This is a genomic window from Advenella mimigardefordensis DPN7 (genome assembly GCF_000521505.1).
Classification (GTDB): domain Bacteria; phylum Pseudomonadota; class Gammaproteobacteria; order Burkholderiales; family Burkholderiaceae_B; genus Advenella; species Advenella mimigardefordensis.
Genome location: NZ_CP003915.1, coordinates 3,413,621 through 3,428,045, shown reverse-complemented (window position 1 = coordinate 3,428,045; position 14,425 = coordinate 3,413,621). Strand labels below are relative to the sequence as shown.

Here is a 14,425-nt window from a genome sequence, read left to right as displayed (position 1 = left end):
GACTGCCCCGCCCTGACTCAGACCACGTGACTGTGAATTGACCCAATCACATCTGACCGTTTGCCGCTAGATTTTCTCGCCGCGTTGATGCATCCTGAAAAATTGCATGATCAGGCTTGAGGCATTCGGGCCATCCGGGGTGTTGAAGTCCAGCCGGCTGTCGCCGCCGCTCCATGCATGGCCCACTTTTCTGAGCTGACACAAACGAACAATCGTCTTGCGGGCGCGTTTGAAATCAAACTGCGTGTATTCGCGCGAGGTTTGTTCTCGCAGCTGCTTTTCCACGGGCTGTGCCTGCTCATCAAACCCATTGAGCCAGGCAAACTGACGCGCCAGCTGTTCGCCGTTGTTGGCAGAGACGACCCGGTCCAGCTGCCCCTGCAGGATCAGGGCTGGCAGGTAGTCCTCGCTGGCCGTCAGCGTGTCGTTGGCAGATTTGAGTGCGGTCAGCGGATCATTCAGCGTGCCGCGTCGCATGGTTTGCAAGCCACTGGACAGGCTGCTCGCATTGCCCATCACAGGCCCCGAATGCAAGGCCACTGCAGCAAACAGCTGGGGGTGGCGCAAGGCCAGCAGGCTGCTCATGCCGGCACCGGCCGACATGCCCGCCAGATAAATCCGCGTTTTATCCAGTTTGTGTCGCTGTATCAGATTGCGCACCAGCGCGGCAATCGCATCGGCCTCGGCATAGCCGTGTTGCTGATCGGGCAGATACCAGCGCCAGCAGCGCAGGGTCTGGCGCTGTCGCGACTGCTGGGGATACACAACGACCATATTCGCTTTGGCTGCGAGCTGGTTCATCCGTGTTCCCTGCGCGAACTCCGTCGCCGTCTGTTTGCAGCCATGCAGCATGACCAGCATGGCGCTGCCCTTCATTTCACGCGATGGCGGTACATACAGGAAGTAACTCAAACGCCGGAAAAACAGGGAGATCGTTGTCGGCACCTTGAACACCCGTTCTGTCCAGGAACCGTGACGGAAGGGTGGCGGGACGGGCTTCTTTGCCGGGCGCAACACCGCGACCGGTGAGGGAGGGAACAACGGGTTGTGATTGAAGGCCGACGCAGCCAGTTTCATATTGGACTGCGTCGCCTTGATGAGTGCGTTGCTTTGCTGGCGCGCAATTTTGCGGGCGGTTTTCAGAAAAATGGAGCTCATGCTGCGAGCCATAATGTGGTATCCCCACGGTAATGTAGCATTAACCTGTCTTCACCTCATGAGTGCAGTGCAGGTGTGGATCTTGCATGAAATACTAAGATGACTGTATGAAGATATCACGTAAATGAACAATTGTTGTATTTTCCTGTCCCGCCAGTCGTTGCAATACGTGTCTTTAGCGCGGCAGTGCAGCCGCGTACGGGACATGGCGTAGCCTGCCGGCTGCACCAATGTCAGGCTGATTTGAGTCTTACGGGTATGCACCCGCGCAGGGCATTGGTGACGACGATAGCATCGGCCGCTTGCAGCATGGGCAGGGTGATAGGTCCTTCGGTAACGTGATCCGTCTGCAGATACTGTGCAGGATTGGCCAGTACCTGTGCGCGCATGACGCCGGGCAAAATATCCAGACTCAGGGCGGGTGTCAGCCATGCACCAAGATAGTGAATAAAGACGGACGTGCGTGCGCCTTCAAGCAGCTGACCATCATGATTGAAATAAAGAACGTCGAAATCACCTGAAACGGCAGCCTGTTGTAAATCATTGTCATAATGTTTGCGCCATGTCGTTTTAAAGCGACGCAAGGGGTCACATACCGGTAATAAGCGCGGTGCAAGGCTCACCGAAGGCAGACCATGCCCGGCTTGGGTTGCCGGTGTATCGAGGGGAAAAGCACGGGTCTCACAGGCGCCGTTTTGCGTCAGCACGGCACGTACGCGCAGGCTGGCGTCCGGCGGCTGTGCGGCAATGAATTGCTGCAACTGCTCTGCTAATGCTCGTTGGTCCGCAACAAAGCCCAGCCCGCGTGCAGAGGCAAGCAGACGTTCGATATGCCGGCCCAGCAATGCGCATTGGCTTTGCTCTACCAGCATCGTTTCAAACAGTGCGAAATCGGCAGGAATGGTTTGCAGAAAACGCGCCTTCCAGTGAATTTCTTCGTATTCGGATTGGGCCGTGCTGTCATACACTATGCCACCACCCACGCCCATCACCCCGGTGCAGGCAAGCGCCTGTTCGCGCATAGGCTGCAGGGTTATTGTACGAATGGCTACATTGAAGCAGCCTTTGGTGCCCAGCGTATTGTCGGATGGTTGCAGATAGCCGATGCTCCCGGTGTATAAGTGCCGCGGAGCAATTTCACTTTCTGCGATATAGTGCATGCTCATTTTTTTTGGCGCGCCGGTAATGGAACCACAGGGAAACAACGCGCCAATCACATCTGCCATCGTAATGTGGGGGCGTACCTGACACTGTATCGGCGTGGTCATTTGCAGCACCTGACCAAAGCGGGTCACTTTGAACAGTTCCTGCACCTGTACCCCGTTGGGCTGCGCAAGCATGGATAAATCGTTGCGCAATAAGTCCACGATCATCAGATTCTCCGCCCGGTTTTTACTGTCATTGCGCAGCAGGCGAGCCAGTGCGTCGATGTCATCTTCCGGCTGACAGGCAAGGGTACCCTTCATGGGTTCGGCGCCGATCAGGCCATTGTCATGAATACGGATGAATAACTCCGGAGACAGGCAGACTGTCCAGGGTGCCATGCGCTGATGCGGCAACCAGGCCAGCACGCCGTAAGGAACCGGTTGCCTGGATCGCAGAGCGCGGTATAGCGACACCGGTGAACCGTAGGTTTCGAAGTATTGTCTTGCGGTGTAATTGATTTGATAGAAATCGCCGCGGGTGATGGCCTGGTGCAATCGATCAAGCTGCTGCCGGTAATCCTCAAACGCTGGCTGCAATTGCAGATTGCACAGTCCCGCCGGTTGCCGGTTCGGATCATGCCCATCCGCCTGCTGTGTCAGCCAGGCGTCAATGTGCTCGTCCGATAGCGTGGTCGCTTGTGAGAACCAGTGGATCTGCAATGCCGTGTCACCCGCTTGTGCTGCGTTGGCAGCGTCGGCCATGCCGAATTCGTAGGGAATGAAGATGGCCGGATGCAGGGCCTGCTCCCAACCATCGGCGAGCACGCTATCCAGGCTTGTCCGTTGCGCGGCAGTAATGGTATCAGCGCGTACAAATGCCTCCAGCAGCGTGGCCTGCCCGGTAACGGCATCGTCAAATAGAACGAAAGGGTGCAATGTGTCCATGGCACGCAATGATACCGGAATTACACCTTCTGTTTTCGGGTAAATTGCCATAGAAAATAGACGGCGCCGATGAAGGTGGCAATCAGGCCGGTGGGAACTTCATAGGGGAACATGATGTGTCTGCCCAGCAGGTCCGCGCACAACATGATCACAATGGCAATAAGAGAGGAGGCCAGCATTTGCGTGCGCAATCCATGAAAACCCACGGAGCGGGCCAGATGCGGTGCAATCAATCCCACAAAGCTGGTTGGGCCGATGGTAATGGAGGCCAGTGTGGTGAGTGCGGCAATCAGCAGGAACAACAGCGTGCGAGTGAGCATGGGACGCTGACCGGTAGCGCGGGCAACCGGGTCGCCCAGACGCAGCAGACTCAGGGGGCGCCGGGTAACGCAGGCCAGCAGGATCAGTAATGCCACAATGCCATAGCGAACCGGCAGATCATTTTGCAGCAGGCTCATGTAGGTATCGCCGGATATCCATATCAGCAGCTGTTGCACTTGCTGCATGCCGCTGGCGAGGGTAAGGGTCAGCAGCGAGCTGAACAATTGCGTGAGCGCCATGCCGGTCAGCAGGATTTTTTCGGGCTGAAACTGGTTGCGAGCATTGATCAGCATCACAAAGAGCAGGCTGGCAAAAGCGCCGCCAATACCGCAGACGAGGTACAGAAGTGGTGAGGGCGCGGGCACCAGCATCATCAGTCCGATCAGACCCAGCCCGGTACCGGAGGTGACGCCCAGAAATTCGGGTGAGGCCATGCTGTTGTTGGTCATGTTTTGAATCAGGGTGCCGGCGCAGGCGATGGCGATACCAAACAGGATGGCCGTTAGCGTACGATTTTCGGTAAACAGCGCAATGGTTGGGTCAATGTGCGCGACCAGGGTCCAGTTGCCCGCAACATTGTGAGTGATATGTGGCAGCAGCACGAAGCAGCCAATCGCAAGCGCCATCAACAGGAGCATACGTTTCCGCAACTGTCCTCCGGGCAGGCGCAAGCCCGCATGTAGTGGTGCGACTTCCTGGCGCGTGTGACTACGCTGTTTCATAAGTAGCAACAGCAGTACCGGCACACCCAGCAGAGCCGTCACGGTGCCTGTCATGATGCTGTTGGGCCAGCGGTAAGTGGCCAGTTGCAGTGCTGAATCGGTAATGGATAGCAGCAGGGCGCCGAACAGCATGGCATAAGCCCATTGCTTGCGAATGTCGGTGACGCCCAGGGAGCGGGCGATCACCGGTGCGGCCAGGCCGACAAAGGCAATCACGCCGACACTGCTGACAACGATGGCAATCAGGAATGAAACGAGGATGAAGCCGGTGACGCGTACCAGTCGAACATTCACGCCGACGCTTTTGGCAAGCGTTCCCTGCAAGGCAAAGGCGCGCAGCGAAGGCAGCAGTAACCAGGATAGCGGCAGGCACAACAGGGTTTGCCAACCGGTACGCAGTGCGGGGCCCCAGGAGTCCTGACTGAGCGAGCCGGCACCCCAGATGATGAGTCCGTAGAGCTGGTCGGGGTTAAGGATCAGATACATATTGCTGAGCGTCGTTAGCAACAGCGTCAGCATCAATCCGATCAAAATCATCGTATTGCCTGCGCTGCCGGCTCTCCGGATGAAGAGCAGCATGAGCAGACTGCTCACCAGGCTGCCGATCATGGCGAGCAGGGTGGAGTCAAATAATTGCGCCTGCGGGAAATACATCATGCCCATTAACAGCGCGAACTGGGCGCCGCTACTGATAGCCAGCGTGTCGGGGGCCGCCAGCGTGTTCTGCGTGACCTGCTGCAGAATAAATCCGCTCAGACCCAGGCAGGTACCGCAAAGCAGCGCCATGGCTATTCTGGGCAGGATGCCATGCCAGAACACCAGTTGCTGCATGGCGGCGTCTGATCCTGCATGGTGACCCGGCGCAGCGACGATCATGACGGCTGCGATCAGCGCAATCGCGATGGCACCACTGAACAGAGCAAGGATTCTTGCGGAAAAGGTATATTTCATTGCTGATATCCGGGAAAACGGAAAGCCGCGTTCGAGCCGGCGTTGGCATCCTGTTCCTGCAAACCATCCCGGACCGTCTGCGCAAAGCGCAGCACGGTGCTTAAGCCGCCCAGCGTCCAGATGGGGTCGGCAAGAATGATCCGGTTGTTACGTACAGCCGGTAATGCCTGCCAGATGACGTTGTCCTGTAACTTGCCGGGCAGATCTGCCGGATAGGGCTTAATGATGAAGAGGGTGGTGTCTTTGGGCAGAGCGGCCAGATGGGTCAGGTCTGCGCTCTGAAACCCCCACTGGTTCACGGCAGCTGTCCACGCATTGGTGATGCCGATTTTTTCCAGCGCGGTGGAAAAAAGGCTGGGCTTGCCATAGATACGGACATTGCGGGCATCGATAAACTGAATAATCGCGACCGGCTGCCCCCGGTGCGGCTCAAGCTCGTGGCTGATCGTCTCAAGTGCCTTATCGGTCTGTGCAATATAACGGGCGGCTCGGTCGGCATGCCCTGTAATGTCGCCGATCCGCATTGCCAGCGCACGCAGATTCTCATAGATATCCTGTCCTGGCGTGTAGACGTCCAGCAGTGTGGTGGGGCCAATACGCTCAAGCAGGCCTTTAACGAAGGCATAATCCTGCGACGCCAGAATCAGGTCGGGCGCCAGCCGGATCAGCCGGTCGGGATTGGGCTGGGCACGCATGCCCAGATCCAGTGTGCTCGCCGGCATGGCAGGCGATTGGCTCCACACCTGGTAGCTGTTTTTTTCCGCGATCGCCGCAGGGAAAATTTCCATGGCGGCCATGGTTTCCGCAATCGTCCAGTCCAGGACGGCAATGCGTTGTGGTGCCTTTTTTGCAAGGGGCGGCGGTGCAGAAGCAGAAGGTGCTGCCTCGTTCGCTGGATTGGTCTGACTCGCAGCAGTAGTGGCAAGCGCTGAGTTGGCCATCAGGCAGGCGCCGAGAAGTATGCAACAGCGAAATGCAATGGATATGGTCATGCGGCGGCTCAGTTGAACGCCAGTTGCACGCCCGGATGCACGGGATGGCTGATCAATTGCAGCTCGACATCGTAGATGTGACGTAACTTTTGCTGATCGAGCAGGGCGGCTGACGGTTCTGCGTAGATCAGCCTGCCTGCACGCAAAGCGAGTAGCTGATCGCAATAGCGTGTAGCCAGATTGATATCATGAATGACCGCGATGACGCATTGGTTTTCCTGATGAGCCAGCCGTTGCAGCAATTGCATCACTTCAAGCTGATGTTTAAGATCCAGTGCCGCCAGTGGTTCGTCCAGCAGGATATAGGGAGTGTTCTGGGCCAGTAGCATGGCAATCCATACCCGCTGGCGCTCGCCGCCTGAGAGCGAATCGAGCAGCGCAGGCATGAAAGCCCCGGTATCGGTCAGTTCGATGGCCCGCGCAACGGCTGAACCGTTGTCGGGGTTATTGTTGCGCCAGATGCTGTTCCATGAATAACGTCCCAGTTCCACCAGTTCGCGGGCGCTCATATCGGGAATGACCGGCGTATATTGTGGCAAATAGGCCAGCCTGCGCGCGTACTCGCGGTTGGACAGCGTATTTATACGCGTATTGTCCAGCAGGATGGCGCCCTGCGAAGGGCTGTGCTCACGCGCCAGCAGCTTCAGCAGTGTGGACTTGCCCGAGCCATTGTGGCCGATCAATCCGTAGAACTTGCCACGTTCAAATTGCGTGGTGAGTGGATGCAAGAGGGTTTTGGAAGAGGTTTGAAAACCAGCGTTTTCAATCTGGATCATCGTGTATCCGGCAGAATAGAACAATGCGGTGATTGTAAATGATTCTCAATATCCCATCGGGTGTTTTCCTTGTCTTTTACGTTATTACCCGGGATTGATCGGCGCCATGGCTCAGGTGGGTAAGTGGCGGGCAAGGCATTGACGCGCGCCTGTTGCCGGGGCTTTGGGTGGCGCAGAATGTAAAAAGGCCCGCATTGCATAGCGGGCCTTTCCGGACTGACCGTCTTTATCGACGGCAGGCAAAAGCGCAATTAGCGGATAGGCAATCCGTATTGCAGGCCGCCGTCTGTCCACAAGGCATTCAGGCCACGCTTGATTTTCAGCGGGCTGCCCTGGCCGACATTACGTTCAAAACTCTCGCCGTAATTGCCCACTTGTTTGATGACGTTATAGGCCCATTTTTCATCCAGTCCCAGATTTTTACCGGCACCAGGCGTAACACCCAGCAAGCGCTGGATATTGGGATTGGTACTTTTGAGCTGTTCATCGACATTGGCCGTGGTTACGCCCAGTTCTTCGGCATTAACGGTCGCCTGAAAGACCCATTTGACGATGTTAAGCCAGGCATCGTCGCCCTGACGTACAAAGGGGCCCAGCGGCTCTTTGGAAATGATTTCCGGCAGCACTTCGTAATCATCAGGCGAAGACAGTTTGGAAATGCGAATGGATGCCAGGCCGGAGGCATCGGTAGAGAAGACGTCGCAACGGTTGGTTGCGAAGGCATTGACCACCTCATTGAACTGATCGAAGACTACGGGTTTGTACTCTACCTTGTTGGCGCGGGCCCAGTCGGCCAGCGTGTTTTCATTTGACGTGCCGGTTTGCAGGCAGATGGTGGCGCCATTGAGTTCCTTGGCACTTTTCACGCCAAGTTTTTTGGACACCAGAAAGCCTTGTCCGTCATAAAAATTGACGCCGGCGGCAATCAGACCCAGTGCCGTATCGCGCTGTTGGGTGACGGTGGTGTTGCGGGTAAGGACGTCAACTTCGCCCGATTGCAGAGCGGTAAAACGCTGTTGAGAGTTCAGCGGTACGATCTTGAATTTGCTGGCATCGCCAAACACTGCAGCGGCAATGCTTTTGCACAGATCTACGTCCAGACCCTGCCACTGGCCTTTGGCATCGGGCGCGGAAAAACCGGCAAAGCCAGTAGTAGCACCGCATACGACAGAGCCGCGTTGTTTGACGGTATCCAGCGTTGCCGCATGGGTGATGCCTGGGATCGCCGCTGCGATGGCGAGCGAGGCAAGTGAAGCTTTCAATAGGGCAGACATAGCAGACTCCAGTTTAGGGTTACGGCACAAAGCAAGAAGATAGACCGGATTTTATCTATCGGAAAACAACTATTTCTTTGAATATTATTACGTAATGTAATAAAAGAAAAGGCACGGTCTGCATCCGTAGTTATCCGGATTGCATGATCGTGCCCGTCGCGCCAAGGGAGGGGGTGTTCTAAGGTTATTTGCCTGCCGGTTTTTCCTGACGGCTTTCTTTCCAGAGCTTGAATACATGCCAGGCCATGGGCAGCACGGAAATAATCACGATGCCTAAGGTAAACAGGGACAGATTTTCCTGCACCCAGGTAATGCGGCCCAGGAAATAACCGGCCATGACCAGCAGGAATATCCACAGGAAGCCGCCTAATACGTTGTAAAGCGCGAAATGGCGACGATCCATGCCCGAGAGTCCTGCCAGAAAGGGGGCAATGGTGCGCACGATGGGAATAAAGCGTGCCAGGGTAATGGTGGAGCCACCATATTTTTCAAAATAGGCATGCGTTTTTTCAATGTGATTTTGCTTGACCCAGCCCTTGCGAACCAAGGTTTGTCCCAGGGGCGAACGTCCGATGGAGTAGTTGACGTAGTCGCCGACTACGGCGGCAGCAAACAGCATGACCATATACCAAAAAGGCGGGATGCCACTGATGCCCATGAAAGCGCCGACGGCAAAAAGCAGGGAGTCACCGGGCAGAAACGGCAGAACGACCAGGCCGGTTTCCAGAAAGAGAATGAGGGCAACCAGGCAGATACCCCAGCTCCAGTGATCGTGCAACATGGCCATGAGAGCCTGATTATCGTGGAGCCAGCCAAACAGCGAAGAGAAGTTCATAAATAATGTGGTAGCAATTGAGGCTGCCGTGCAGTGCGGGCAAACCGTTGAAAACAGTCAGCTAATAGTAATATGGAACGGCTATTTAAACCGATGGTTCATGAAATTATCATAATTTTTTACATCGAAACACGCTATGATGATTATTCGTTCACATAACCAGGAGGTTTGCGATGTCCAAAAAAATTCTGATGCTAGTGGGTGATTTTGCCGAAGACTATGAAACCATGGTGCCGTTCCAGTTTCTGCTGGGCGTCGGCTACGAAGTGCATGCTGTTTGTCCCGATAAAAAAGTCGGCGACAAAATCGCAACGGCCATCCACGATTTCGAAGGGGACCAGACGTACTCCGAAAAACGCGGACACAATTTTGCGATCAATTACGATTTTTCCCAGGTTAACACCGGCGACTATGTGGGCCTGGTGATCCCTGGCGGACGGGCACCGGAATACCTGCGCAATACGCCGCGCGTGCTGGAAATTGTGCGCGAATTCGATGCAGCGCAGAAACCCATTGCAGCGGTTTGTCACGGCGCCCAGATCCTGGCGGCCGCCGATGTGATCAAAGGAAAAAAATGCTCCGCGTATCCGGCTTGCGCCGCCGAGGTGACGCTGGCCGGCGGTCAGTATCAGGATATTGCGGTAGATAGCGCCGTAACAGACGGACATTTGGTCACTGCGCCGGCATGGCCTGCTCATCCTGCATGGATGTCTCAGTTCATCAAGGCACTGGGTGCCACCATCACGCTGTAACCGTATGCAGTTCTGTCGGCGTTGATTCAGGCGCTGCTAAATCGGCGGTAAACCGCCGCTAAAAATCCCGGTATGCAGGCCATTCCGACCTGCGTGTCGGCGCTGTAAGTATTGTGTGGCGTGCCGAAGTAGCACGTTCACATGGTTCAGTCTGGAGTCTGATTTTCATGTATACCCTTCATATTGCCAATAAAAATTATTCTTCGTGGTCGCTGCGGCCGTGGATTCTGCTGCGTCAGCTGGACATCGCCTTTCATGAAGAGATGCATCCGTTTCAGGCCGATATACAGGCGCAACGAAAAAACTATCTGGCCTTCTCGCCCAGCGCAAAGGTACCGGTGTTGCAGGATGGGCAAACCATTGTCTGGGATAGTCTGGCCATCGCCGAATATCTGGCTGAGGCGCATGCCGGCGTCTGGCCCGAAGACCGTGCTGCGCGTGCCTGGGCGCGTTCGGCATCCAGCGAAATGCATGCCGGATTTCCTCATTTGCGGGAACGCTGCACCATGAACTGCGCGGTGCGTGCCACACCGAAAACCGTCACAGCCGAGTTGCAGCAGGACATTGAACGAGTCAATACGCTGTTTAATCAGGGTTTGGCGCGCTTCGGCGGGCCGTTTCTGGGTGGCGCTGCATTTACTGCGGTCGATGCCATGTATGCGCCGGTCGTGTTCCGGATCCAGACCTATGATTTGCCCATGCAGGGGGCGGCGGCCGAATACGTTTCACGTATGCTGGCGCTGCCTGGCATGCAGCAATGGTATGCACAGGCATTGCAGGAACGTGATACCGATGATGCGCACGAGCAGGACGTTGTGCGCTACAGTGATATCATTGGTGATGAACGGCAGCAGTGATCGGGTCGGGCCGTGTCTGCCTGATTCATATGGTCTGATTTAAATCAAACAGCTTGTATTTACCATGGCCGGACGTATGCCATGGCGGGTTGTCTGTCGTAATATGGACCTTTGTTATTTATTTGCTTGGAAGAAAGATGAAAAAATTAGTTCTGGCTGGTGCTGTACTGGGTGCAACGGTTGTTTCTTTGCTGGGCACACCGGCTCTGGCTCATCATCAGGGCAGCAGCCACGATGGCCATCATGCAATGCATGCTGGTGCTGAGCGGGCACCCAGCACAGTGAAAGGTTCTGACAAGTTGCGCGTCCAGGATTGCTGGATCCGCCTGCTGCCCAAGGTTGCGCCATCCGGTGGATTCTTTGTGCTGCATAACGAGGATAAGGCTGAGCCTGTTGTGCTCAAGGGCCTTCACACCGATGCTTTCGGGATGACCATGCTGCATGAAACCACTGAGAAAAACGGTATGTCTGCCATGGCAATGGTGCCGGATGTTACCATCGAGCCTGGTCAAACACTGTCGTTCAAGCCGGGTTCCTACCACGCGATGCTGGAAAAGCCTGAGGCAGGCCTGAAAGCAGGGCAGGAGATCACGGTGAACTTCGAACTTGGTACCGGCAAGAAGATTCCAGTGCAGTGCGTGCTTAAATCGCCGTCTGCACGCACGTTCAGCGATCAGTAACCCGTTCTGGCAGGCGCGGCTGTCTGTCGCGCATCTTCGCTCAGCGCCAGCTGCCGGAAACGTCCGGCAGAAAAATGATAAAACGCTTGCGGACAAATCTGTCTGGAAACAACGGTGGCAATCAGGCTGGCCAGCAACATCCAGAAAAGCATGGCCTGACTGCCCGACATCTCCATGACGATTACCGAAGCGGTGACCGGCGACTGCGTGGCTGCGGCAAGAAAGGCGGCCATGCAAATCAGGACAAAAACACTTTGTGCTTGCGGCATATTGAAAGAATGGGCCAACTCCACACCGATACCCGCACCCGTCGTTAGCGCAGGTGTAAAAATACCACCGGGAATGCCCGCCCAATAGGAGGCCACAGTGGCCAGCAGCTTGGCACTGCTGAAATGCTCAGAGTCCTGCGGCAGCATCATCAGCGCGTTTTTGGCAACATCGTAGCTGGTACCGAATACGCCACCTGCGGTCAGATAGCCCAGAAAGGCCACAACCAGTCCCATTACTGCGGCCACCCACAAGGGATGGTTGCGTACGTGATGGCGCAGACCGGCGGGCATACATCCGGCCAGCCCCTTGCTGAGCAGGCGTGCGAAAATACCGCCGGCAACACCACAGACCCCGGCGCAAATGACTGCCCAGAGCAGCATTTTTTCCTGCAGCGGAGACGAATGGAAGGTGCCGAAATAAGGATTGTCGCCGCTCAGGGCCACAACGATGAAGCCGGCGGCCAGTACGCCCAGCAATACTAGTCGTTGCCAGCGCAGGTCCAGCCCTTTGCCGATCTCTTCGATAGCAAAAATTACACCGGAAAGCGGTGCGTTGAAGGCGGCGGCCAGTCCGCCGGCGGCGCCGGCTGCAATCCACTCGCGCGTATTGAATCCCTTAAGCGGTAAGCCGATACGCTGGCACCACTGCCCCCAGGCCAGCATCGCAGCTGCGCCGATTTGTACAGAGGGGCCTTCGCGGCCAATGGATGCGCCGGCCAGCAGACCCAGGAAGGTGAGGGGGATTTTCCAGATGGCCTGCGCCAGCGAAACCAGGCGCAGCCTGCCAGGTGAGTCGTTATGCAGTGACAGACTGGCAATCACTTGCGGTATGCCGCTGCCGGCGGAGTAGGGGGCGAAACGCAAGACGCACCAGCGCAAAAATACAAAGGCCAGTGGCATAATCAGCCAGATCAGATAAGGATACGCGCGTGTCCATTCGCGATTTTTCTCCAATGCGTAATCTGCCATCATTGCAAAGCCAATGGAAACCAGGGCGACGAGGGCGGCACCGCCAAGCATCAGAATCAGCTGTAAAGATTTCTTGGACAGGCGTAAAGCCTGTCTGGTTTTTCGCTGAACTGAGCGGCGGATTCTGGGCGCTGGAGAATGCATGCGATTATGGTGCTTTGGGAATAAGTTCCTGGATAACGATCTGGTTGAAAGCGTGAGGCAACGCCAGGTTCAGACCGTGTGATGCCGGTGTCAGGGTATGGCTCTTGAAGTGATCGAACTGGTGTTGTAGCGCCTCTATAATGGCGGGAAACGGCGGTGGACTGTCCGAGCCGCCAATCAATGTCACGGGAATGCCGTATTCATTGATCCGGGACGGGTTCAGCTCGTATAGCGGTTCGCGGATAATGAGTGGCAACGTACCTGCCTGGTCCCGGGTCATCGCCTTGAACCATGACACCATGCGTTTCCAGGTGCCGGCACCGCTGACGCCATCAATAAATATTTCCAGCGCGGCATCGGTATTGCCCTGCTCGTATGCCGCCAGCGCCAGGTCGCGGTAGGGGAGCGCGGGCATGCTGTCTTCGGGCAGCACAGAGCCCAGGCCGGGATCGGCCAGCAGCAGATGCGTCACGCGATCGGGCCGTCGGCACGCCATTTCAGCGGCGATTCGTCCGCCGCGGGAGTGACCCAGGACAGCAAAGTGATTAATGCCCAAATGGTCCATTAATGCAAACATATCGGTCGTATGCTGGCTAATGGAAAATTGCGCGTCCGCGCCCGATGGTGCAGAGGGTGCAGGAATATAAGCGGGCAGGCTGGGTGCGACGACGCGCACAGCAGCCGACAAATCCGGCAATTGCCAGCGCCAGAAGCGAGAATCGCACAGTGAACCGTGCACCAGCAACAGACAGGTGGGTGACTCCCCTACGTCCTGGTAGGTCATAGGCGCGGTGGCTAAAGCTAGCGTATGTTGCGGATAATCGTTTTGCATCGTCATTAAATAAAAAAGGCATCCTGTGACTTCCGGATGCCTTTTGGTAAAAACGGAGTCTGGGCCCGGACTTAGCGGAATAGCTCCAGGCGGTTGCGGGCGGTATCGGCAGCAGGGGTATTCGGGTATTCATTTACCACGCGCTGCAAGGTCGCTTTCGCACCGGCAATGTTATTCAATTCTACCTGACTGCCGGCAATCACAAGCAATGCATCGCCGGCTTTCTGGTCACGGGGATAAGCGGCGACCATGGCCTGCAGTCCCTGGATCGAGCCGTTGAAATCTTTGTTCGCGTAGCGGCTGCTACCTTCGTAGAAGCGCGCGCTGGGTGTTAGCGGGCTGTTCGGATACTGCTGAGCAAAACGGTTCAGCGCTGTGCTGGCTTCTGCGTAATTGCCCTGGCGGAACAGGTCCAGGGCATTATCGTAGTTCTGCTGCTCATTCGGATCACCGACTTGCTGTGACGGAGGCACATCGGGATTGGCATCCTGCTGGCTGGATTGCTGGGCCATGCGCGTCTGATGATTGGCGGTTTCAATACTGCCGCGCAGCTGTGATATTTGTTGTTGCAGATTATTGATCTTATTGTTCAGATCCATATTGTTCTGCTGGGCTTGTCTTAACTGAGAGCGCAGATCAAGAATGGCACGCCGAGCATCTTCGTCTTCAAACGCATATGCGTGATTGGCACCCAGGCTGAGTACAAGGGCAGATGAGGCAATGAGCAGGGAATGTGATTTCTTCAGTTTCATGTGGACTCCGTTAAAACAGCAACGCCGCAACGGCAGAACCGTTTGCGGCGC

General features: G+C 56.0%; 13 protein-coding genes. 3 read left to right on the top strand and 10 right to left on the bottom strand.

Annotated elements, in window-relative coordinates; genetic code table 11:
* Nucleotides 1-66: 66 nt before the first annotated feature.
* The 7 genes from MIM_RS15835 to MIM_RS15805 form a co-directional block, all read right to left on the bottom strand.
* Nucleotides 67-1,170: an extracellular catalytic domain type 1 short-chain-length polyhydroxyalkanoate depolymerase gene (locus tag MIM_RS15835; protein ID WP_025373735.1), complete on the bottom strand. Its 1,104-nt coding sequence runs from the start codon at nucleotides 1,168-1,170 to the stop codon at nucleotides 67-69.
* A 221-nt stretch (nucleotides 1,171-1,391) separates the two neighbouring features.
* A complete protein-coding gene (locus MIM_RS15830) occupies nucleotides 1,392-3,248 on the bottom strand; it encodes a chorismate-binding protein (protein WP_042071593.1) in 1,857 nt (618 codons plus the stop codon).
* Nucleotides 3,249-3,268: 20 nt separating this feature from the next.
* Nucleotides 3,269-5,242: an iron ABC transporter permease gene (locus MIM_RS15825; protein WP_025373733.1), complete on the bottom strand. Its 1,974-nt coding sequence runs from the start codon at nucleotides 5,240-5,242 to the stop codon at nucleotides 3,269-3,271.
* Nucleotides 5,239-6,234 carry an iron-siderophore ABC transporter substrate-binding protein gene (locus MIM_RS15820; RefSeq protein ID WP_025373732.1) on the bottom strand — a complete coding sequence of 332 codons (996 nt, stop codon included), beginning with the start codon at nucleotides 6,232-6,234 and terminating at the stop codon, nucleotides 5,239-5,241. Before MIM_RS15820 ends, MIM_RS15825 begins: the two co-directional genes overlap by 4 nt.
* An 8-nt stretch (nucleotides 6,235-6,242) precedes the next feature.
* Nucleotides 6,243-7,010, bottom strand: coding sequence for an ABC transporter ATP-binding protein (locus MIM_RS15815; protein ID WP_025373731.1), 768 nt, complete (start codon nucleotides 7,008-7,010; stop codon nucleotides 6,243-6,245).
* Nucleotides 7,011-7,261: 251 nt separating this feature from the next.
* Nucleotides 7,262-8,284 (bottom strand): amino acid ABC transporter substrate-binding protein, encoded by a 1,023-nt coding sequence (locus tag MIM_RS15810; RefSeq protein WP_025373730.1) that lies wholly within the window; start codon nucleotides 8,282-8,284, stop codon nucleotides 7,262-7,264.
* 184 nt (nucleotides 8,285-8,468) lie between these two features.
* The gene (locus MIM_RS15805) at nucleotides 8,469-9,119 is read right to left on the bottom strand and encodes a VTT domain-containing protein (protein ID WP_025373729.1); all 651 of its coding nucleotides are present in this window, start codon (nucleotides 9,117-9,119) and stop codon (nucleotides 8,469-8,471) included.
* Nucleotides 9,120-9,292: 173 nt separating this feature from the next.
* Here MIM_RS15805 and MIM_RS15800 point away from each other — a divergent pair, with 173 nt between their 5' ends.
* From MIM_RS15800 to MIM_RS15790, 3 genes are all read left to right on the top strand, one after another.
* Complete coding sequence (locus MIM_RS15800) at nucleotides 9,293-9,871, top strand: DJ-1/PfpI family protein (protein WP_025373728.1); 579 nt, start codon at nucleotides 9,293-9,295, stop codon at nucleotides 9,869-9,871.
* A gap of 167 nt (nucleotides 9,872-10,038) precedes the next feature.
* Nucleotides 10,039-10,728 carry a glutathione S-transferase family protein gene (locus MIM_RS15795; protein ID WP_025373727.1) on the top strand — a complete coding sequence of 230 codons (690 nt, stop codon included), beginning with the start codon at nucleotides 10,039-10,041 and terminating at the stop codon, nucleotides 10,726-10,728.
* 137 nt (nucleotides 10,729-10,865) lie between these two features.
* Nucleotides 10,866-11,408, top strand: a complete 543-nt coding sequence (locus MIM_RS15790) for a copper chaperone PCu(A)C (protein WP_025373726.1) — start codon at nucleotides 10,866-10,868, stop codon at nucleotides 11,406-11,408.
* Here the strand turns inward: MIM_RS15790 and MIM_RS15785 are convergent.
* The 3 genes from MIM_RS15785 to ybgF all read right to left on the bottom strand — a co-directional run bounded on the left by MIM_RS15785 (nucleotide 11,402) and on the right by ybgF (nucleotide 14,374).
* Nucleotides 11,402-12,790: a chloride channel protein gene (locus tag MIM_RS15785; protein WP_025373725.1), complete on the bottom strand. Its 1,389-nt coding sequence runs from the start codon at nucleotides 12,788-12,790 to the stop codon at nucleotides 11,402-11,404. The two genes, MIM_RS15790 and MIM_RS15785, sit on opposite strands and share 7 nt — an antisense overlap.
* 4 nt (nucleotides 12,791-12,794) lie before the next feature.
* The gene (locus MIM_RS15780; RefSeq protein WP_158318744.1) at nucleotides 12,795-13,574 is read right to left on the bottom strand and encodes an alpha/beta fold hydrolase; all 780 of its coding nucleotides are present in this window, start codon (nucleotides 13,572-13,574) and stop codon (nucleotides 12,795-12,797) included.
* 119 nt (nucleotides 13,575-13,693) lie between these two features.
* Nucleotides 13,694-14,374, bottom strand: coding sequence for a tol-pal system protein YbgF (ybgF, locus tag MIM_RS15775; protein WP_025373723.1), 681 nt, complete (start codon nucleotides 14,372-14,374; stop codon nucleotides 13,694-13,696).
* Nucleotides 14,375-14,425: the final 51 nt, after the last annotated feature.

Excerpts from the sequence above, each read along its gene's own strand:
- MIM_RS15835 (WP_025373735.1), bottom strand. The coding sequence starts at position 1,170 with ATGGCTCGCAGCATGAGCTCCATTTTTCTGAAAACCGCCCGCAAAATT.
- MIM_RS15830 (WP_042071593.1), bottom strand. The coding sequence starts at position 3,248 with ATGGACACATTGCACCCTTTCGTTCTATTTGACGATGCCGTTACCGGG.
- MIM_RS15825 (WP_025373733.1), bottom strand. The coding sequence starts at position 5,242 with ATGAAATATACCTTTTCCGCAAGAATCCTTGCTCTGTTCAGTGGTGCC.
- MIM_RS15820 (WP_025373732.1), bottom strand. The coding sequence starts at position 6,234 with ATGACCATATCCATTGCATTTCGCTGTTGCATACTTCTCGGCGCCTGC.
- MIM_RS15815 (WP_025373731.1), bottom strand. The coding sequence starts at position 7,010 with ATGATCCAGATTGAAAACGCTGGTTTTCAAACCTCTTCCAAAACCCTC.
- MIM_RS15810 (WP_025373730.1), bottom strand. The coding sequence starts at position 8,284 with ATGTCTGCCCTATTGAAAGCTTCACTTGCCTCGCTCGCCATCGCAGCG.
- MIM_RS15805 (WP_025373729.1), bottom strand. The coding sequence starts at position 9,119 with ATGAACTTCTCTTCGCTGTTTGGCTGGCTCCACGATAATCAGGCTCTC.
- MIM_RS15800 (WP_025373728.1), top strand. The coding sequence starts at position 9,293 with ATGTCCAAAAAAATTCTGATGCTAGTGGGTGATTTTGCCGAAGACTAT.
- MIM_RS15795 (WP_025373727.1), top strand. The coding sequence starts at position 10,039 with ATGTATACCCTTCATATTGCCAATAAAAATTATTCTTCGTGGTCGCTG.
- MIM_RS15790 (WP_025373726.1), top strand. The coding sequence starts at position 10,866 with ATGAAAAAATTAGTTCTGGCTGGTGCTGTACTGGGTGCAACGGTTGTT.
- MIM_RS15785 (WP_025373725.1), bottom strand. The coding sequence starts at position 12,790 with ATGCATTCTCCAGCGCCCAGAATCCGCCGCTCAGTTCAGCGAAAAACC.
- MIM_RS15780 (WP_158318744.1), bottom strand. The coding sequence starts at position 13,574 with ATGACCTACCAGGACGTAGGGGAGTCACCCACCTGTCTGTTGCTGGTG.
- ybgF (WP_025373723.1), bottom strand. The coding sequence starts at position 14,374 with ATGAAACTGAAGAAATCACATTCCCTGCTCATTGCCTCATCTGCCCTT.